Source organism: Flavobacterium beibuense (assembly GCF_004151245.1).
Taxonomy (GTDB): domain Bacteria; phylum Bacteroidota; class Bacteroidia; order Flavobacteriales; family Flavobacteriaceae; genus Flavobacterium; species Flavobacterium beibuense_A.
Map to the genome: position 1 here is coordinate 1 of NZ_JUIW01000003.1, position 21,529 is coordinate 21,529.

Sequence of the window (21,529 nt, forward strand, 5' to 3'; positions counted from 1 at the left end):
GAGAGCCAGCCACTTGTTGACTGTAAAGAACAAGTAGTTCGCCATCTTCAAGAGTTGCAGCAGGGTATAGGGTAATTACAACTGTAAATGTTTCACCGTTACAGTTATTTACAACAGGTGTAACCGTGTAGGTAGCCGTAACCGGAGCGTTGGTAGTATTAGTTAATGTCTGGCTGATTTCCGATTGCGGAGTCGCCTGAGCACTTCCACCTGTAAAGCCTGTACCCGCCGGAGCTGTCCAGGTGTACATAGTGTTTGCAGGAACGTTGTTTCCGTTACCATCGGTAGGTATAACGGTAAATGTTTCATTACTACAGGTTTCTTCATTAATATCGTTAACCGACGGTAGTGTGTAGATTGATACCGCAGCAGTTTCTGATAGGATTACAGAACAGCCTTCAATTGGGAATACAATTTCACAATAGTAGTACAAAGTTCCCGGGTTGGTGTCTGTTGGCTGGTATGTGGCAGATGTTGCTCCTGCAATAGGAGTGCCTGTAGTTGTATCGTTTACTGTATTACTGTACCACTGGTAGGTTGGTGTGCCTGTGCCGTTAGTATAGTCCACATTAAGTTCTGATATTGGTTGACCAAAACAAAGGTCTTCTGATTGTGGTTGTGTACTCACTAAAGGTGAAGGGTTTACAATAACCTCTGCAGTATCACTTGTTACCTCACAACCCGACACTTCTGCTGTAATTATACAGTAGTAATAGGTTGTCCCTACGGTAGTGGCAGGAGGGGAATAGGTGTCTGTTGTTGCACCAGCTATTTCAGTTCCTCCTATATTGTTGTTTGCTGTATTACTGTACCATTGGTATGAAAGTAATCCTACCCCGCCTGTAGCGATTACAGTCAGATCTTCTGCAAACGGACTCTGGCATAACGACTGGGTTGCCAATGGTTGTTGTGTAACTACCGGATCTGGTACTACAATAACTTCGGCTACTTCGCTGGTAAGGTTACCACACCCGTTATTTTCAAAATCAACAGTTACATAGTAATAATAAGTTCCTTCGGCTGTAAAAGCAGGAGGTGTATAATTAGCCTGATCTGCTCCTGCTATTATTGTACCGCCTGTATTGCCGTTGGTTGTATTGCTATACCACTGATAGGTAGCATTACCTCCGTCACTATCATAAGCTACACTTAGCTCAGAAGCAGTACCGCCAATACATAAGCTTTGTGTTTCGGTTGGTTGTATAGTTATTACAGGTATAGCATTTACATTCACTTCGGCAGTATCCGATGTTATTAGCGAACATCCGCCTACAGGGAAGGTAATCACACAGTAGTAATAAGTAGTACCTTCTGTTGTGGTAGAAGGTGTGTAGGTAGGGCTTGTAGCTCCTGCAATTTCGGTTCCTGTTGTACTGTTATCAACACTATTAGAATACCATTGATAGGTTGGTGTTCCCGTACCGTTTGTATAAGTTACGGAAAGCGTATTAGGTGTGCCGTTTAAACATACATTGCTGGAAAGAGGTTGCTCACTAAAAACAGGAGCAGCTATAATGTTTACTTCGGCAGTTTGCGAAGTAACGGTACACCCCAACCCGGTTTGAGATACAACGCAGTAATAATATAATGTACCTGCAATATCTGTAGGCGGGGTAAATGTAGCTGCTGTTGCTCCTGTTACGGGTGTGCCCGAAGTGTTATCGTTAGCTGTATTACTGTACCACTGGTAATTAAATGTACCTACACCTCCCGAAGCTGTAACTTCCAGCGGAGTGGCCGGTGCATTTTGACAAAGCGACTGAGTAGCTAATGGATGTACGTCTATTACCGGGTCTGGTTCTACGGTTATGATAACAGTGTTACCTACTGCGGTACATGCAACTCCGTTAGAAGTGCTGCTAACAACACGCCTGTAATATGTTGTAGCGGTAAGCACTCCCGGATTATAAGTATCTGCTGTTGCCCCTGCAATATCTGTAAAAGTGATATTATCTGTTGAGCTTTGCCATTGATAGGTAAGTGTTCCCTGACCTGTTGCCGGAATTGAAACGGTAATCGTATTTGGCTCACCACCTGTACATATGGTTTGGTCATCTTCAATTATACCTTCATAAACATCATTTATTATTATTTCTACAAAGTTAGTTGTAGCGGTACATTCCACACCGTTTAAGGTACTGGTAACTTTTCTTCTGTACCATGTATTTTGAGTTGCAATTGGCGGATCATAAGTAGCATCTGTAGCTCCCGGAATATCAGTATAACCTGTTATGTTACTTGTTACAGAGCTTTCCCACTGATAAGTAATTGTACCCTCTGCAGTAGCTGGGGTAACTTCTGTAAAGGCTACCGGGTCACCACCATTACAAATAGTTTGTGAGGCTGCTATTGTTCCCTGATCCAGTTCGTTTACAAATACGGTAACATCATCGGTAGCGGTACAGCCATTAGAATCCGTTACGGTTAGTGTATAAGTGGTTGTACTTGTTGGTGAGGCCTGAGGGGTAGCTGTGTTTGCTCCCGTTAATCCTGTTGTTGGTGACCAACTGTAAGTATATCCGGATCCTGAGCCTCCTGTTGCAGTGCCTTCTAAAGCAGTACTGCCCGAACAGATAGTAACATCGTCACCCGCTTCAGCAAATACGATTGGGCCGATAATTATTGACTCTGAATCGGATATGGTGCCACAGGCATTAGTAACTTCAACACTAAAAGTGTGTGAGCCCGATGTAGTATAAGTTACGCTCGGGGCTTCATCTGTAGAGGTAGATGGTGTACCTCCCGGAAAATTCCAAAGGTAAGTAGGTGTACCACCGTTACATTCGGTAAGGGTTACCGTTGGTGTTATAGTTACCTCGGTAGCACCACATAAATCGTCTATAGTATCTATAGTTACTGTTGGAGGTCTTATTACAGTAACTGTTTTTGTTATCTGTTCACTACCACAAATATTAGTAGCGATAAGTCTTATGGTGTATGTACCTGCAGCATTAAAAGTGAAATCAGCTTCATCAGAATCAGCAGTTGTGCCATTAGCAAAATCCCATTCCGGAGCAGTATTAGAATCACAATCGGCAGGAACAAATGTTGCACTCCAGGTATAGATAACATTACACGAATTACTTTCGTCTGTAATGTTTGTTGTTTCAATCAGTAGCGGTGCACAACCTTCTGTAGTATTCAGGGTAAAGTCCGGAGCAAGTGGACTCTCAATACAAATAGTTTGTGTATAATTAGAGTCACCACAAGGGTTTGCGGTTGTTAGTGTAACCGTATAGGTACCTGGTGCCGAGAATGTATGACATTGATCGGGAGCGCCTGTAGTATTTACGGTGACAATATTGTCCGGTGATGAAGGATCTCCAAAATTCCATGTATATTGTGTCAATTCATTACAACTTGGTCCAAATGTTCCCTGTAGTGTAGTGTTGGTAAAGCATACGTTTTCATTAGTACAAGCCCTTGCAGGACCTGTAAATTGTGCAGTAGGATTTATCCTTACCTGTACATTACCGGCAGTATATGGAGTACTGTCACATGCATTTGTAACAGTAAGTGTTGCGGTGTAACTTCCGTTAGGGCAGGAAGTCGCTGCATAACTATGGTAAATTGTGGTTTCTGTAAGCGGGTGATTTAGTGTTACAGATGTTTCATCACCAAAATCAAGTATGTAGGTTGTTCCCGGTGAGTTTAGTTCCCAGTTGCCTATGGTAAATGGTACTATTGCCGGAGCACAAAGCCCGGTTGTAGAACCTAACGTACCTAAACTTCCCGCAGGATTACTCTGGTTAGCCACCACATATATTTCTGTATTATTACAGCCATTAGCACCAAATGCCGTAACAGCAAGGTTAAAGGAACCTAACTGAGTGTAAGTATGGTCTAGCGGAAAATCGGTAAATGCAAGGTTTGTTTCTGTATTACCGTCTCCCCAGTCTATGGAATAGTTATTAGCGCAGGTGTTTTGCGAAATATTATCTATGGTAATGGTGTAATTGGAACTACCCTGTGACGGACTGTTATCACAATTACTGAAAGGATTAAATACATTCTGGTCCTCAATGGCTACATGTGGCCTTTGTTTAATAGTTACCGGAGTAGTGTAGGTTGCGCTACATCCGTTAGCATCGGTAACGGTAACGGCAACATCAAAAACCTGAGTACCACACCCTATACTGTTAAAAGGATGTGATGGAGTCATTTCTGTAGAAGTTACTCCGTCGCCAAAGTTCCATGAATAGTTAAAGGGCGGCGTACCGCTGCTTATATCCGGAGAGAAAAGTATATCCAGTCCGGAACATTGATTGTCTACAAAATCGACATCGTTTATAACCGGAGGATCAGCTACAGTAACCGTAAATGATGTCCTTGTTGAAGTTTCTCCATTAAGACTTGCTTCGGCATAATAAGTAGTGGTTACCGATAACGGGTTGACACTAAAGCTTGGACCGGTACTTAGTAAGTTACCGCCTGTTTCTGCATCATACCACAAAATTTGAGCCGTAGGTACAGCAGTTGCATTTAAAGTAGCTTCACCAGGGCCGCACAATATAGACGTACCCATTACTACCGGTGGATCTATATCAAAAACACTTACGGTGCCTGATAAAGCCGGTAACGTGAAAAAAAATAGCAGGGGCGCGAAAAGAACGTAAAATTGTTTCATACACAATTTTATTAATAGTGGGGTGGTTAATAATTAGTTTGGTGCAGCAAACCTACGAATATTTTGTTAAGGAACAGTTAACTAAAAAAAATAAGAGAAAATTATTGCTAATTATCTAAATTATAGATAGTTATTTTTTATTTTCTCCTGTTGTTTTATAATTCTTTATAGATGTTGAAAGTCTGTTATATGAATATAATTAAACATTAACCAGAGTATGATAAATATCAGTTTTTGTGTCGCGGCGATATCTAATATTTGCAGATAAATTATTTGCATAATGACAACTATAAAAAATCCGCATAGCTTTCATATTCCCGTTATGGGCCTTGCCTATACTATAGATACCCCAATTAAAGTGGCACAGTTTGGTATAGACTCAGTAATTTCCATTGTAGATGATGAACTGATTGAGAAAATGCATGCTTTTTACAGCGAAAAATTTGAACTTCCGTATAAGGAAATTTCAAAAAAAGTACTTGATTACAGGGCAGAACGTATAACGGCCTATTTAAATACGGTAGATAAAATTGTAAAGCAGAGCTATGGCTCCTTTTGTGCAGAACTGGCTAATAGCCAAAAGGCACTAAATAATTTTATTGAAATGCTTCCTAAAGTATCTCACCTAAGGAAAGGCCTGCAGTTTTACGCTTCAAGTCCATTTGATAAAACAAACGAAATACGCAGTTTTCTCTCTAAGCATTTCAGGCCCGGGGCGATAGATGTAAATATTATGACTAAGGTTGATAAAGCCAATTATAATAATGATGATGTATTGCCTTCCTGCTATAATGACGCCCATGCTTCTTTAAGAGGTTTTGCACATAGTAGACTGGAATCATCGGTGGTACTATCTGCTGGTATGAACCCTTCATTGTATAATTATCTGGCTGAATTTCCTGATTTTTTTCCGGATGAATCCGGAAAACTTAAAAAGAAAGTTATACTAAAAGTAAGTGATTTCAGGTCGGCTTTAATACAAAGTAAATTCTTAGCCAAAAAGGGTATTTGGGTAAGTGAATACAGAATCGAATCCGGGCTTAACTGCGGAGGCCATGCCTTTGCCACAAACGGACTTTTGTTAGGGCCTATCCTTGAAGAATTTAAACAACAAAGAGAGGAGCTTATAAATTCAGCTTATGAATTATGGGTTAAAGAACTGGAACAAAAACAAGCTTTTATCCCTAAAGAACCTTTAGAGGTAAAGATAACTGTTCAGGGAGGTGTAGGTACAGCAGCAGAACATCAGTTTTTGTTGGAATATTATAAAACCGATTCAGTAGGTTGGGGATCGCCTTTCCTTTTGGTTCCTGAGGCAACAACTACCGATGCGGCTACACGTAAACTCTTAATTGGAGCGACAGAACAAGATTTTTATAAAAGTAATATATCGCCTTTGGGAGTACCTTTTAATACCGTTAAAGGAACAACTAACGATGGTATTAAAAGTAGTCGTATTGAGCAGAATAAAGCAGGCAGCTCGTGTCCTAAAAAATTACTTGCACTGCATAATGAGTATGATGGGAAAGGAATTTGCACAGCATCCAGAAAATACCAAAAGCGTAAGCTTTTTGAATTGGAGCAATGTAAGCATGAAATTTCTGAAGCTGATTATAAAGAAAAACACGATACTATTGTTGTAAAGTCATGCCTGTGTGTCGGATTGGCCAATTCGGCATATATGGAAAATGATATTCAGATAAAAGGAGAGGAGCAGGGGGTAGTAATTTGCCCGGGACCCAATATGGCTTATTTTGATAAGGAAGTTTCTTTATATGATATGGTAAGGCATATTTACGGATACTCATCTGTTTTACAGCACGCAAAACGACCAAATATATTTATAAAGGAGTTAGAACTTTATATTAATTATTTAAAGGAACAGCTTATTTTTGAAGGGGGCAGGACTGCCGTACAACTAAAGAAATGGTCGGTTTTTAAGGATAATCTTTTAACAGGAGTCAATTATTATGAAAAGCTGTTTAATAATAATGACTTTTTTGAGGGAAAGGAAGAAATATTAATTAGTCTTCAATATTACAAGGTACAATTGGAAAATATAATATTGAATTAGAGTCCATATTACCTCAGGTAATTAAGTAATAAAAAGCCAATTCATAATTTATGAATTGGCTTTTTATTATATTATTTTCCCTGGATGTGATAATCAATAACCACATTATTTACTTTCATTTCTGTTCCGGAGTAAGTGATTTCTCCTTTTGAAGGTACCATTACTATAACTGCAGGTTCTTTAGAGCTGATTTTAATTTTAGTTGAATCGGAAACATTCTTTGCAATAAAAGTACCCGAAACAGTATTGTATAAATCTACTGTTTGTCCTTTAGGAGTTTTTACTGTTATGGTTTTGCTCTCTTCATGAGGGTTATAATAAAGATAGGTAGGATAAGCTTTATCATGAAAGAAATCCGTAGCCAGCAAATCCAGTTGTAATATACCCTCAACATCAGTTTTTTGGATAATACTACCAAATATACCTACATGCCCGCTACCATACACACTTAATTGCGATTGAGGTGGGTTTTTACCCGCAACCCATAATGGTCCGTCACCCTGTGCAACCGGAGCTTTTACATCCTGGTATTCAGGAAGGTTAGATTGTTTTATAATTCCTTCATAAGCAATAACTCCTTTTCCGGCATTAGCCAGCTGTGGAATAGTTTCATGCTCATCAGGCATATATTGCGGGTAAAATAATTTTGAAGCATTAGCAGCATTAAGCATCCATTTACCAATAGCACCGGCATAAGACTGATCATATCTTACCAAAGGCACTAAAGGCCATGCTGCATCATATGTATTCATTAAAAAGCCATAGCCTCCGTGATCTACAGTGCTGCCCACTGTGCCTGAAATATCAAAACCATTCCATTTATCTGCCAAAACCCCCCATCCTTCGCGACAGATGGCTGTACCGTCAAAACTCCAGTCCAGCATTTTGTCTACGTCATAATCTTTACCCAGTTCGGCATTTATTCTTGCAGAAAGATAAGCACCAAAAGGCATTAGCAGTTCATATGTAGGATTTTGAGATTGTGACTGTAAAGCTGACAGGGCAGACAAGGCTCCATCAAGATATTTTTTATCACCAAAATTTTTATAGGCAGCATATAAAACCCATGCGTGACCGGCTGCTGCATCGGGCTGAATGCAAATATTATTTTTCATAGGAACCATTTTTCCATAATCAAAATAAGAATAGTTGTAATCGCCTTTTAGTATAACATCAGCTTCATAAAACTTATCGGCAATTTTTCGTGCAATTTCTTCAAGCCCGGGTTCATTAGGGTATCTTTCATATATAGCATAGAACAATAAGTTAGGGTACACATCATACCACCAGTCACGCCCATAGCCACCCCCTAAAAGGGCAACTTCCGGACAGGTATTATTCATCATTATATCCCATCCTGTTTCGCTGTTAAAGTAATTTTTCAGCATTCCTACATAATCAATTCCCCTATCGTTGGTCTTATCAATACCAATTAAGGTGGCACCAAGTGTGGCTCCCATGTTTGCCAATGCTTCATGAAACATACCTTCGTTATTATCAGGCCCCTGCCTAACATCTCCTATTGCAGTATATAGTCCTACCACATCCTGAGGATAGTTTTTTTGAGATTTATCGATCCATACTAGTGGCCAAAATTCTCCTGTTGCGTCAAAATCAAATACAACATTATTAAAATCATGTGCCATTTTGTTATAGTCAATTATTTCAAAGGGCTGTGGCATATCAGCCATTTTATTAACCCTTTCTATAGGCTTTTGTTCAACTCGTGGCTGTACAGAACAGGCAGATAATAAAAAGCATAATATTAAGGTTTTTAAAAAGGTATTCATTTGTTGGTGTTTTAAGGCTTAAACTAAATTTGATGCTGTTTCTTCCAATACTTTAGGTGTCTCAACAGCCTCTTCTTCCGGGGCTATTTTATTACCCTGTGCAATTATTTTTTTACCGATAAATATCGAACATAATTGTAAAAGTGCAATTATCCCTATGGCATATCTTAAAGCAAAATCTTCTGATACGGTGTAATATAATACCAGGAATGTAGCTGCACCAAATAATCTCCCTGCATATAAACCTGCTTCGTGGTTAAGTATATATACAAACTCTCCTCTTTTTTCTATTTTGGAAACAATATCTATAACCCTTAGTTGAATAGGGAAATAGGCTAAATCCATTAAAGGCTTTGCTATAAGTAGTAAAAGAAGGAAAATAATAACCCCGGTCTCGTTAAAGACAGCGCCATTAAGGCAGGCTCCCACTGCAAACAGTATAAGTCCTACTGCGAAAATTTTAATCCTGTCTGAAGGTTTGGAGAATCGTCCTATAAAATAAATGATTATTGCGGCAAGTATGGCGCCTATTGAAAGTGCATTTCCTAATGCACCCTCTTCGCCAAGAATTTTGAATATAAGCATAGCAGGAGCCGTAACCAAAAAGCCCTGTGCCAAACCTTTAAACATAGCCAGTGAAAGCAGTTTATACCATAACGGATGAAATTTAAAGAAGATATATTTTTTTTGGATAGGGTTTTCAAATCTGCCCCTGTAACAAACCATAGATGCGGCCATAGTAATTACAAATACAATTGCGGTGATTATAACATAAGCACCATGTTTTTCTTCTTCTCCGTTTTTAGATTGTATAAACCAGCCGATAGCTGCCGGTACTACAATAGCGATAATAGTATAAAAAAATGTTTCCAGACCATAGTAATAGTTACGGTTGTTGTCGTTAGTAGTAGATACAGCCAGATAATCGCGGTTAGACCAGTATAATCCAAAAGATAATCCCATAGTAATACCTGCTACTCCAATACCTGTAAGATTAAGTGTTTTGAGTGACATCATGATTATCATGGAAACACCGCTTAACATCATTCCTACAGAATATAGTTTTTTGATGTTAACGTGTTTTAATAGAAAACCATTAATAAGAAATGTTATAGGGATGCCAGTATATATGGCCAACTGATATATTACAACCTTTGAGGTATCGTTAGAATTTCTCATTATGTAAGCTGCTACAAATATGTCTATAACAGGTAATACAAGAGCGTAGACCAGATTGGTAAGCACAAGTATTCGAAAATTATGCGACTGTCTTTTAAAATGAGTAACCTCTGTTGTAAGTTTTTTTAGCATTAGTTATATTTTAAAAGTGAAAGGATTTCTTTAATAGAAAAATCTGCAGCGCAAACAAACTCATCAGATGCGCCATAATAAACCGTTACGGTATCATTATCATTTTTTAGAATATGACCGTTAGTAAATACAACATTTCCAAAAAAGCCGGTCAGTTCATAATTGGCAGTCGGAATCATTATTGGGTCTTCCGTTCGGGCAAGTACTTTTGAAGGGTCATTAAGATCCAGTAATAATGCCCCCAGACAATACTGATGTTTATCGTTTGCTCCGTGATAAATTTCCAGCCAGCCCTTTTCAGTTTTTATAGGGGCAGCTCCCGCGCCTATGCGTTTGCTGTCCCATTGCTCTTTACGGGTTTTGGCTATACATTTATGATTTCCCCAGTGAATACTGTCGGGAGATGAGGCAATCCATATATAATTACCGCCTATGTCTACACTGCTTGGCCTGTGAAGAGCATAATAAAGACCGTTTATTTTTTCTTCAAAAATGGCACAGTCCTTATTGTGGGCAGGGAATATCATTCCGTGCTTTTCAAAGTTTTTCCAGTTTTCGGTAGTTCTTAGGCCTACACCCACACCATTATCAGAAACAGAAGTAAACGTAAGGTAATATTTCCCTTCAATTTGGGCTACCCTGCAGTCTTCTATACCAAAGGTTTCTAATATACCTTCGCCTACCAGCTTAGGATAATCTTCCGGTTCGTAGAAATTTATACCGTCGTCACTACATACTAACCTCAGGTGAGATAATGTAGTAAGGTAATCTGTTCCTTTATAGTTGATAACTCTTGCATCTGTTGCAATAAGCTCGGGGTCATTTTTTTCTATTTCTATAATTGTTATATCTCCTGTTTCGGTAAGGATAGGGAAGGAAATAATACCCTCTTTTTGTTTAGGCCTTTCGGCTACTCTCACTATAAGCCAGCTTTTTTCCTGAAACTTAAAGGCACCCGGATTAAGAAGGCATGTAATTTCAAGGCCTTCAGTACTGGGAATTAAATCTGCCGGAGATAGTAGTGGGTTTTGTGCAAAACGTTTTGCTATGTCTTTCATTTTATAATTATTGTGGTAATTAATTGGGTTAACCCGGGGCTGAATGGGCAGCTCCCGAGTACTAACCCAACAAGTATTTAGTAACCTTCGTTTTGTGTTAAAGTTCCTGCTGATGCATCTATTTCTGATTGCGGAATAGGATAAAGCATATGCCTTGGCAGGAAATTCTTACCATGATCCTGCATTACTTCCTGTGCGATTCCCCAACGTTTAAGATCCAGCATTCTTTGGTTTTCAAAGCCCAGCTCAACACGTCTTTCAGAAATAAGCCAGTTTTTTACGGTTGCCATATCGGTAGAAGCAGGCCTGTCCGGCAATGTGCCGGCAGGAGGAACTTCTCCGTTTGCATCTACAGTGGTTCTGGCCCTTTCCCTAACCTGATTGAGAATAGCTATAGCACCTGCATGATCTCCGGTTTCATTAAGAGCTTCGGCTTTCCAAAGCAAGGCATCCGCATAACGTATGTAAACTTTATTGTTAGGAGCATCATCATTACCTTTATTGGTTCCGTCAAGGCTTCCCAACATCTTGTTTACATTTTGATTATCAACATCTACTGTATAAAGTTTGCGTGGATCGTTCGTTTCAAAAGCATTTAAGAAATCATCAGACGGAGCAAAGAATCCCCAACCAAGAGGGGCGCAGATACCGTTTCCTCTTCTTGGCGTTGCATTAGTTTGATGGTCAAATGAAAAAATTACTTCATTATCATCATACTCACTGGTAAAACTGTCAAAATAGTTTGCGTTAAGGCTGTATCCTAATGCCGGAAGCTGGTCTACCAATCCCGGAACTTCTGCCCAATTTTGCGTGTATAATTGAGCTTTGGCAAGTAATGCTATCGCCGCACCTTTAGGAACCCTCCATTTTTCAGTGTCAGAAGAGTATTTAGAGTTAGGAAGTAAATCTTTCGATAAAACAAGTTCGGCTTTTATATTATCCCAAACCTCATTTTTGTCTACCCTTACAGCAACTTCAAAAGCTTCCTGATATGTTTTTACCGGTCTTAAAATTAAGGGAACATCACCAAAATTTGTTACCAGCGAAAAGTAATAGTATGATCTAAGGAAATATGCTTCTCCTAACAATTGATTTTTTCTGGCTGTTGTAATGCCTGTAATAGATTCTATATCAGGGTTTGTAAGTAGTTCTATGGCAATGTTCAGCCTTTTAATACCTTCGTAGTTGTACTTCCAAAGTCCGTTAGGTCCGCCGTTAGTTGAGGTAAAAGTAAAATTGTCAATATCATCTATCCAGGGTTGGTCTCCGTCTGTAACCCATTTCTTTTTCATATCATCAGAAGCTATATCCTGAAGAATATAATCGTTTTGGAAAACAAGCCCTCCGGCCCAGTCCCATTCTCCTAAAATATTAAGCCTGTTAGAAAGCAGGTCGTAAGAAGACTTTACTGCTGTTTCTATAGTAGCTATAGTAGGAGTGGTGTTTGCCTGTTCCTGGGTAGTAAGACCTATTGGGTCCTGAGTAAGTTCGTCGTCACAGGCAGTAAGTGAGATGATACTTATAAATAGTCCTATTTTTATATAATTTTTCATGATTCTTTTTTTTCTAAAGTTTTACCCTTGCTCCAAAAATAACCGCTGTTGATTGCGGATAAGTACCTTTATCTATCAGTGAAGTAGATTCCGGATCCAGTCCTTTGTAATCAGTAAAGGTTAGTAAGTTTTGTCCTGAAACATAAAGTCGCAGATTGGAAATTCCTTTAATAACATTGTTTAGTGTATAGCCTATCTCAATATTTTTCAGCCTTAAGTATGAAGCATCTTCTACAAACTTGCTCGATACAAAGCCACCTCCGTTATTATTAAAGGTTAGGCGAGGGGTAGTGTTACTGGTTCCTTCACCATTCCAGCTGTTTAAAACATCTGTAGTTGAGTTGAACGGACGGCTGTCGTAATCCAATATTTGTATCATGTCGTTATACCTGTCTACATCCTTAACTCCCTGGAAAAGGAATGAAAAATCAAAGTTTTTGTACGAAGCATTAAATGCAAGACCGTATGTTACCTTAGGTATAGGGTTTCCTATAAATGTGCGGTCATCGGCATTTATTTGTCCGTCGTTGTTAAGGTCTCTAAATTTCATGTCTCCCGGTTGTGCACCATTAGCATTAGTATACAGGTAAGAATCAACTTCAGTCTGATTTTGGTATATACCGTCAAAAACGTAACCGTAGTATGAGCTTATCGGCTGTCCTACCTGAGTTCTTGTATGGGTGGCATCGTCTTGGATGTTTTGTACATACTGTTGCAGCTTAGTCACATCATTATCAAGTGTGGCTAAATTTGCATTGATACCATATTTAAACTCATTATCGTTGTTTTTGTAGCCAAGTGAAAATTCAAAACCTTTGTTTTCTACTTGTCCGGCATTTACATAGGTTCTGCCTATAACACCTACTGATACCGCCGGTAACCCTACGCTTAGTAGTATATCATCGGTAGTTTTATTAAAATAATCTACCGAGAAAGATAGTTTGTCATTTAAGAAACCGAAATCTATACCTACATTGGTTTGTGTGGTGGTTTCCCATTTTAAATCAGGGTTACCGTAACGTACAATATTTACAACACCTCCTGTGGTTGAAACCAGTGTTTCATAAGCATTATTAGGTATTTCCTGATTACCTGCCTGCCCCCAGCTTGCTCTTAGTTTTGTGTAAGATAACCAGCTGATGTTTTGCATAAACTCTTCTTTGGATATAATCCAGTTAGCAGAGAATGAAGGGAAATATCCCCATTTGTTGTTAGGTCCGAATCTTGAGGAAGCATCTGCTCTTAGTGTAGCTGTAGCAAAGTATTTATTGTCGTAACCATAGGTTCCTGATCCGAAGAAAGATAAAAGGCTCCATTGACTGGCAGAACCCGAACTATATGGGTACGGAGTATTGTCGCTTCCTAACCCACCATAATCAAGGTAACGGAAAGGATCGGTAGTATTATCATAATTTGATCTGCTTCCGCCTATAGCATCAACCTTATTCTTAATAAACTCTGAACCTGCCAGAATATTAAGGCTATGAACTTCATTAAGGGTTTTTACATAGTTAAGTGTGTTAGACCATGTAAAGGTTACATCCTGACCTCTATTTTCATTAAGGCTGTTCGGCCTGTTGTTTCTTCCTAATCCGTAGTAAACATTACCAGGGTCTCCTATGTTAGGGTCTCCATAATTTTCAGCAAAGTTTTTATTGTGAGAGAATCTGATATCTGCTCCAAGGTTACTCCTGAATTTTAATGATTTATCTCCTAAAAGAGCATATTCGGCAAATACATTTCCAAATGTTTGGTATGTATTTCTCTTATCATCAGTAAAATGTACAATAGCAAGAGGGTTTGATGAATATTCATATATCTTACTCCATCCGTCGTTAGGCCCCGTATAAAAAGGAAGATCTGTATAAGGGTCTCTAACTGAGTATGTAGGGTCGTTTATATCTTTGTATACAGATAATACCGGAGGTCGTATTAAAGCATGGCGTATAACTCCCGGAGCATCTCCACTTGAAGAAAGTTTATCCTGAGACTGGAAGCTAAGCTGCACATTAGCACCTACAGTAAACCTGTCTGTAACGTCTGCATTAATATTAGTTCTCAGGTTTACCCTTCTGTAAGCATCATTATTTTCTGTAACTATACCGTTTATTCCATAATATCCACCCGAAACCATGTATCTAACCTTATCAGAAGCTCCGCTGGCTGAAAGTTGAAGGTTGTTAGATACACCGGTAGTGAATAATTCATCAAGCCAGTCTGTATCGGCTAAATCGGTTCTTGTTCTTCGGTCAAAAGCATAAGGGCTTTCTGCTGTAGGATCATTCCCAATTGTATTGTGCCAAGCCATATCTTTTACGGTAAGATATTGGTCGGCATTTAAAAGATCAGGTAAGTTTGTAGCATTATGAATTCCTGTAAAAATATCAACATCAAAGCTCGATATGCCTTTTGTTCCCTGTTTAGTAGTAATTACTACCACACCGCCTGCTGCCCTGGAACCATATATAGCTGCCGAAGCCGCATCTTTTAAAACCGTCATAGACTTTACATCTCCCTGATTAAGGAAAGATATATCACGTGTAGGTACACCATCTACTACATAAAGAACATCATTATTACCCAGTGTGCCTTCTCCGCGTATTCTTAATTTTATTCCGTCTCCGGGAGCACCCGTATTTGCAGCAACAAATACACCGGCAACCTGCCCCTGTAAAGCCTGTGCTACATCCGGTATCCTGGTTTTGGAAAGATTATCCATATCTACCTGAGCAACAGCGCCGGATATGGAGTTTTTCTTTTGTCCCACATAACCGGTTACTACTACTTCATTTAGGTTTACTGTATCTTCCTGCATTACCACATTTATAATTCCGCTTCCGTCATTAGCAATCTCCTGTGTGCCATAGCCTACAAAACTGAATACTAATACTGCATCTGACGGAACATCATTTAAAACATACCCACCATCCATATTAGTTGATGTGGTTACAGATGTACCTTTTATTAATACATTGACTGATGGTAAAGGACCTGTTTTATCTGAAACAGTACCCTGAACAGTTTGTGCAAAAATTACACTACCTGATAACATTGCCCACATAAGGAGCAAATTGTAAATAATTTTCCTACTCATATGAAAAATGTAAAATGTTAATAATTAGTAAATTTTTTTTCATGTTCGTAATTTTAGGTTAGTTAAATTATGATATTTATTTTTTTTGGGTTACGAAAACGTTGTAAATGTAATTATGAGGCATAAAAAATAGTGTACACTATTTCTTCAAAAGTGTACACTATCTGTAAAATGTTGATTTCTAAACTATTCTAAAATGCAGCAGCCTTGTTTTTAAATTGCAGCTGATAATTTTTAGGAGTGGTTTTATATATCTTTTTGAACTCCCTGTAGAAATAAGAACGATTATTAAAGCCCGATTTGTAGCACACTTCTGATACGGTTAATATATTTTTACGGAGAAGCTCTGCAGCATATTTTAATCGTATAGTCCTTATGAGATCGCCCGGCGACAGATTAAAAATTTCTTTTGTCTTTCTGTATAACTGTGAGTTGCTAATACCCATTTCCTTTTCAATAAAAGCGCTGTCGAGTTTTTCATTATCTATATTTTCACGTATCAGGTCTATTACTGTTTTTATAAAAGTCTTTTCATCATTATTAATAGGTATTTCAGGCAGGTTGTCTACAAGTGTATCCTGAACAAAGTGTTTTAGAATAAGCTCTTTTTCTTCTAAAAGCTTTTGTATCCTTACCAATAGGTGATCAGGATAAAATGGTTTTGGTATATAAGAGTTTGCACCACTTTCAAGCCCTTCAATCCTGTGTTCTACAGAGCTTTTTGCCGTTAGCATTATAAATGGAATATGGCAGGTCCTTACATCTGTTTTAACTGTACGGCAAAACTCAACACCATCCATAACAGGCATCATAACATCACTTATAATGATGTCAGGTGTTTCGGTTTCCATAATTTTCAGCGCTTCATTACCATTAAGAGCAAAAATCAATTCATACTTATTACCTAAAAGATCTTTAAGATAGGTATGAATTTCTTTTTCATCTTCGGCAATAAGAATTTTCTTTTTATGGCTTTCCGCCTTATCAATAGCAATAATTTTTTCAGGAATGTTTTCCTGTTCGGGTAATGTTTCCTCAAGAATATCCTTAAGCTGGTGCGAGATAAAAGAAGGGGTAATCCCTAAATCTATTTCTGTTCCCGTGAAAAACTCTTTTTCACAAGGGATTATAATGGTAAATACAGTATTCTCGTCAGGAATGCTGGATACTGTGATTTCGCCTCTCAATACGCTAACAAGCCTTTTTACATAGGCGAGCCCTATACCTGTCCTGAACATTTCGGTATCAGATACCTGATTTGGATCTGATAGGAAGAAACGATCAAATATTGATTCCAGCTTTTCTTTAGGGATACCCTTACCGTTATTAGTAACCGCTATTTTTAACTTTTTATCAGGAGAATCTTCTATAAGGCATTCAAGATTTATTTTACCGTTAGCAGGGGTATACTTAAATGCATTTGACAGCAGGTTAAAAACAATCTTTTCAATTTTTTCTTTATCAAACCACCCTTTCATAGTATGTGGAATGTTTAGCGTGTAGTCAATATTTTTATCAATAGCCCAGTCATCAAACAGTTCGGCAATTTGCTCCATAATATTTACCAGGTCAAACTCCCTTACTTTTACATCAAGATGGTCGTGCTCAGCTTTTCTGAACTCTAAAAGTTGTTGTGTAAGAAAAGAAAGTCTGGAAGCATTTCTCTTGATCATATTAACAAACTTTTTGTTGCGGTCATCAAGATTATTTGTTTCGGATAGTTTTTGAGCGGGACCACTAATAAGTGTAAGAGGCGTTAAAAACTCATGCGCAATATTGGTGAAAAATGTTAATCTGTTTTCATGTAATTCTTCTTCTTTTTGCCTGAAAAGAATGTTTTGTTTTAAAGATTGTCTTTTTAAATAATAGCTTCTGACAAAAAGAATAAAGCAAAGAGCAAGGACAAAATATATAATTAACGCTGTGTTAGACTGCCACCACACCGGCTTAACTTTTATATTTATGGTATGTACAGGATCTGTCCAAACACCATCACTGTTAGACCATTTCATCCAAAGAGAATAATTGCCCGGGGGAACGTTTGTAAACGAAATTAATTTTCGGTTATCAATGGTATTCCATCCTTTATCAAATCCTTCCAGTTGATATGCATACGTGCATTTTTCATTATTTATATAAGTTAGTGCCGTAAGGTGTATGTCAAAAAAGTTTTGATTGTGTTTTAATGTTATAGAAGGAGGTGTATTGATGTCAGGAGATACTAATAATCCCTGATAATAAGGAACAGACTGGTTATGACCGCTTATTTTATCTATAAACAAATCGGGTAAGTCATTAGATTGAGTGATATTTTTAGGAAGGAAATAATTAAAACCCTTTATTCCGCCCATGAATATATAACCCGACTCACTATCACGATAAAAGGCCCCATCTGCAAATTCATTATTCTGTAATCCGTCATTTTTCACATAGTTGGTAAACTTACCCTCACTTATATTAAAATTTGAAAGGCCAAAGTTTGTACTTATCCACAGGCTTGAATTTTCATCAGGTATAATTCCGTGAACAGTGTTGTTAGGAAGTCCGTTGTTTACAGTATAGTGTGTAAAAAATGCTTTGTTATTATCGGTTAAGCTGTCTAATCTGTTAAGCCCATAGCTGGTTCCAATCCATAAAGTATTTTTTGCATCAACGGCTAAGCATAAAATGTCATTACTTGAAAGGCTTTTGTCGTGAGGATTATTCTTAAAGGAAGTAAAACCATCGGTTGTTTTATCAAAAACATTAAGTCCGCCCAAACGCGTTCCTATCCATAGTTTGTTATTATCTTTTGGAACAATAGAAAATATAATATTGCTGCTTAAAGTATTAGGTTGTGCATTGCTGGCAATATATTTTTTGTGATCAGTAATTTTAAGTTTTTTGCCGTCACGTTCCATTTTTAGCTTAATCATGCCGTAGCCGTTAGTACCCAGCCAGATATTGTTATCCAAATCCTGGTATATGGCATATACTGATTTAAAATAGCCACATTTGTCGCTACCTGCGATATCTTTCCAGTATATTAATTTAGATTCTTTTTCATCATAAACTGTTATTCCATTATCATCTGTTCCAAAAAGTATAAGGTTATCTTTCGCTTTAGAAATAACATAAACAGCATTGTTTATCATGCTGTTATTTTCATTAAAGTAAGTGTATGATAAAGGTGTTTTAGCATTAGGGTACAGGTCACTTTGAATATGGAACAGCCCTTTGCCTTTTGTACCTATCCAAATAGAGTTGTCGTCAGATTTAAGAAAAGCTCTTACTATACCGCCATCAATCTCAGGAATATATGCTTTAGAAATATTATTAAATGATTTTTCCTGCAAGGATATTTTAAGGATTCCGTCTCCATCGGTTCCTATCCATAATAACCCTTCTGTTCCCTTTGTAATTGAAGTAATCTTATATTTAGATAAGAGTGCTGCCCATTTTGTGTTTGTTATGTTACCGGAAAAATCAGTTATAAGATATTCAGATTTTTCCGAGAGTATAATTTCTTTGTCGGTATGCCCGATAATATTTTCTGTTTCTTTACTTATAGGAATTTTATCACCTGAAGCTTTTAATATTGTACTTACACCACTTGTGTTAACAATACATATACCGTTATCAGGTAACGTGTTGAATGTTCTTATACCAGAATTTATTTTTACTGAATTAGAAACTGTTTTGTTCTTTCCTGATTTTTTTATATTAATAGTATAAAGGTCATTATCTTCAGTTAATGCCAATAATTTTTCATTGTTTAAAAACTGTAATCTAAGTATTGTTTTTCCTTTTAATACGGATATGTTTAGATGTTGAAAAATTTTACCGTCAAAATATCCTAATCCCCAGTCTTTTACTGAACAAAAGACTTCTTTATCTGCATTTAGAGCTAAATTAAAATGAGATTCAGAGAGGGGAGTGCTCGTGTCTGCTGAAAAGTAATAATGAGAGAATGTATCTGTTTTTTTATCATAACAGTTTATTCCATGCATGGTAAGCACCCATATTTTTCCCTCTTTGTCTTCAACAATTTTTAAGACAACCTGATTGCTTATTGAGTTTTCATTACCTGGCTCCGGTCTGTAAGTCTTAAATGAGTTTCCGTCATAACGGTTAAGGCCATCCCAGGTACCTATCCATATAAGGTTTTGTGAGTCCTGAAAAATGCAGTTGACAGAACTGTTAGATAACCCTGCAGAATTATCCAATTCCTCAAGAGAATATTCCTGACTTATTTTTTCGGGGGATAACTTATGCTCTTTGCTGTTTTGTGAAATCTCATTTTTTTCCTTTTGGGTATTTCCGGGATTTGAATTATTGCAGGAAATAAATAATAAGGAAAAGCAAAGGCTGATGATTAGGAATAAACTTACTGTATATGCAATCTTTTTGAAAGCATTTATAGTTATCAATATTTTCTTTAAAGTATTGACGGGCTTTAAGATTAAATAGTAAAACATAAGTAACAAACCAGGTGGTTTTAAATGTAATAATATTTATTTTATAAATACTCCGGTTGACTACTTAATTCTTGTAAAGATTTTTCGCAGTAAGATTTATAAAATCAGTTAATACCCTATTAAAGACAATTATCTCTTATGAGGATTAATATAGGTAACTGACAATAAAGATTTGTCAGTACTGGCTATACTTTCAGCGTAGTGATATTTAAGATTTAAGATAATTTTATTGTGTGTTAAGGAGTAGTATTTATTTACCCGATGCAGAATACAAAATAGTTTAGGCTTTTAAAATTTTGAATCGGCTAAGAGAACATTGAGTAGAATAGAGGTTATACATATGCTAACTAAAAATCAGATAATTAAGCATGGAACAAGTATGTTCAAATCATTTTGCAAATTGGCGGATTAAATTCAGAGTTATTAAATATATTAGCTTTTAATATACAAATGCGACAGAACCGTATTTAGTGCTATTACAGTAAAATTATTTTTTTGGAAGGGGTAAATATCTTATTGATAATGGAGGTCGATTTAAAATGTTTTATCAGGGATTTGAAAGATCAGTAGATTAATTATAATAAACATGGTATTATTAGGATCTATACAAGAGTATAATAAAGTTGATGGAGCGAAAACGCTTACTGAAGTTTTAAATAAAAAAAATTATAGTATAGAGGTTTTGGGTAAGATTATTCTTTATTTACAACAAGGAGTAGCAATTTCGTATTGGATGGGAGTTTTTACGGATGTCTTTAATAATAAGCAGATAGATTATGTATATTATTCAACAGATGGAGTATACATCTGGCCTTCATATCTATCCTATTATATAACTAATTACGGAATGCATTTACCTGAGGAATTTTTGGAATTTTTGGAGAAGAAAAATTATTCTATTCAAAATATAGAGTACATCAAAAAGAATGTGTCGTTTTATGAAAATGAACTTATATCAAAGATGTAAGTAAGGTTTACTATAGTCAATATGAAAAAAAAGATCATATACCTTTTTAGTTTCTTAACTTCTTTCAGGTTTTGCCCAAAAAGAAATCAATATATGGTATTTTGGAAATAACGCAGGATTAGATTTCAAAAGTGGAGCACCAGTAACCTTAACTGACAATCTAATGCAGACATTTAAAGGCTGCGCTGTGATATCGGATGAATTAGTACAGATGCTTTTCTATACTAATGGAGAAATAGTTAGGGATAAAAATCAAAATATAATGCCTAATGGTACAGTACTTCTGGGCGGTGTATAAAGTACCCAGTCAGCTGTCATTATACCCAAACCGGGTAGCCAGAGCTTGTATTATATATTTACAAGTACTGATTCTTTTTTAATAGAAATGGGTAATAACTATGGCGTTCGTTATAGTGAGATGGACCTTAGTTTGAATAGCGGTACGGGTGATATTACAGTCAACGATTTACTGGTTGTAAATCAGTTCTTTATGATAGTGTCTGTGGCAAAATCGTGGCACTTTTTCCGATGCAGCAGAATTGCACCGAAATTGCACCGTAAACTTTGCCAGCTTTTGAAAATCATGTTGAAACAGGTA

General features: G+C 37.1%; 10 protein-coding genes. 3 read left to right on the plus strand and 7 right to left on the minus strand.

Annotation, left to right across the window (positions count from 1 at the left end):
• Positions 1 to 4,627: PKD domain-containing protein (locus NU09_RS04025; protein ID WP_129749983.1), on the minus strand; the 4,627-nt coding region annotated here is incomplete at its 3' end.
• Positions 4,628 to 4,907: 280 nt separating this feature from the next.
• Between NU09_RS04025 and NU09_RS04030 the strand changes: the two genes are divergently transcribed.
• The gene (locus NU09_RS04030; RefSeq protein WP_129749984.1) at positions 4,908 to 6,701 is read left to right on the plus strand and encodes a hypothetical protein; all 1,794 of its coding nucleotides are present in this window, start codon (positions 4,908 to 4,910) and stop codon (positions 6,699 to 6,701) included.
• A gap of 71 nt (positions 6,702 to 6,772) precedes the next feature.
• On the opposite strand, the gene NU09_RS04035 is transcribed toward NU09_RS04030, so the two are convergent.
• From NU09_RS04035 to NU09_RS04060, 6 genes are all read right to left on the minus strand, one after another.
• The gene (locus NU09_RS04035; RefSeq protein ID WP_129749985.1) at positions 6,773 to 8,491 is read right to left on the minus strand and encodes a hypothetical protein; all 1,719 of its coding nucleotides are present in this window, start codon (positions 8,489 to 8,491) and stop codon (positions 6,773 to 6,775) included.
• A gap of 18 nt (positions 8,492 to 8,509) precedes the next feature.
• Positions 8,510 to 9,802: an MFS transporter gene (locus NU09_RS04040; protein WP_129749986.1), complete on the minus strand. Its 1,293-nt coding sequence runs from the start codon at positions 9,800 to 9,802 to the stop codon at positions 8,510 to 8,512.
• Positions 9,802 to 10,860, minus strand: coding sequence for a glycoside hydrolase family 130 protein (locus NU09_RS04045; protein ID WP_129749987.1), 1,059 nt, complete (start codon positions 10,858 to 10,860; stop codon positions 9,802 to 9,804). Before NU09_RS04045 ends, NU09_RS04040 begins: the two co-directional genes overlap by 1 nt.
• Before the next feature lie 77 nt (positions 10,861 to 10,937).
• A complete protein-coding gene (locus NU09_RS04050; RefSeq protein ID WP_129749988.1) occupies positions 10,938 to 12,413 on the minus strand; it encodes a RagB/SusD family nutrient uptake outer membrane protein in 1,476 nt (491 codons plus the stop codon).
• A gap of 13 nt (positions 12,414 to 12,426) precedes the next feature.
• A complete protein-coding gene (locus NU09_RS04055) occupies positions 12,427 to 15,507 on the minus strand; it encodes a SusC/RagA family TonB-linked outer membrane protein (RefSeq protein ID WP_129749989.1) in 3,081 nt (1,026 codons plus the stop codon).
• Between the two features lie 191 nt (positions 15,508 to 15,698).
• A complete protein-coding gene (locus NU09_RS04060) occupies positions 15,699 to 19,916 on the minus strand; it encodes a hybrid sensor histidine kinase/response regulator transcription factor (RefSeq protein ID WP_242501817.1) in 4,218 nt (1,405 codons plus the stop codon).
• A gap of 634 nt (positions 19,917 to 20,550) precedes the next feature.
• Between NU09_RS04060 and NU09_RS04065 the strand changes: the two genes are divergently transcribed.
• Positions 20,551 to 20,931, plus strand: a complete 381-nt coding sequence (locus tag NU09_RS04065; RefSeq protein ID WP_129749991.1) for a hypothetical protein — start codon at positions 20,551 to 20,553, stop codon at positions 20,929 to 20,931.
• Between the two features lie 163 nt (positions 20,932 to 21,094).
• Positions 21,095 to 21,229, plus strand: a complete 135-nt coding sequence (locus NU09_RS17225; protein WP_262708011.1) for a hypothetical protein — start codon at positions 21,095 to 21,097, stop codon at positions 21,227 to 21,229.
• Positions 21,230 to 21,529 lie beyond the last annotated feature (300 nt).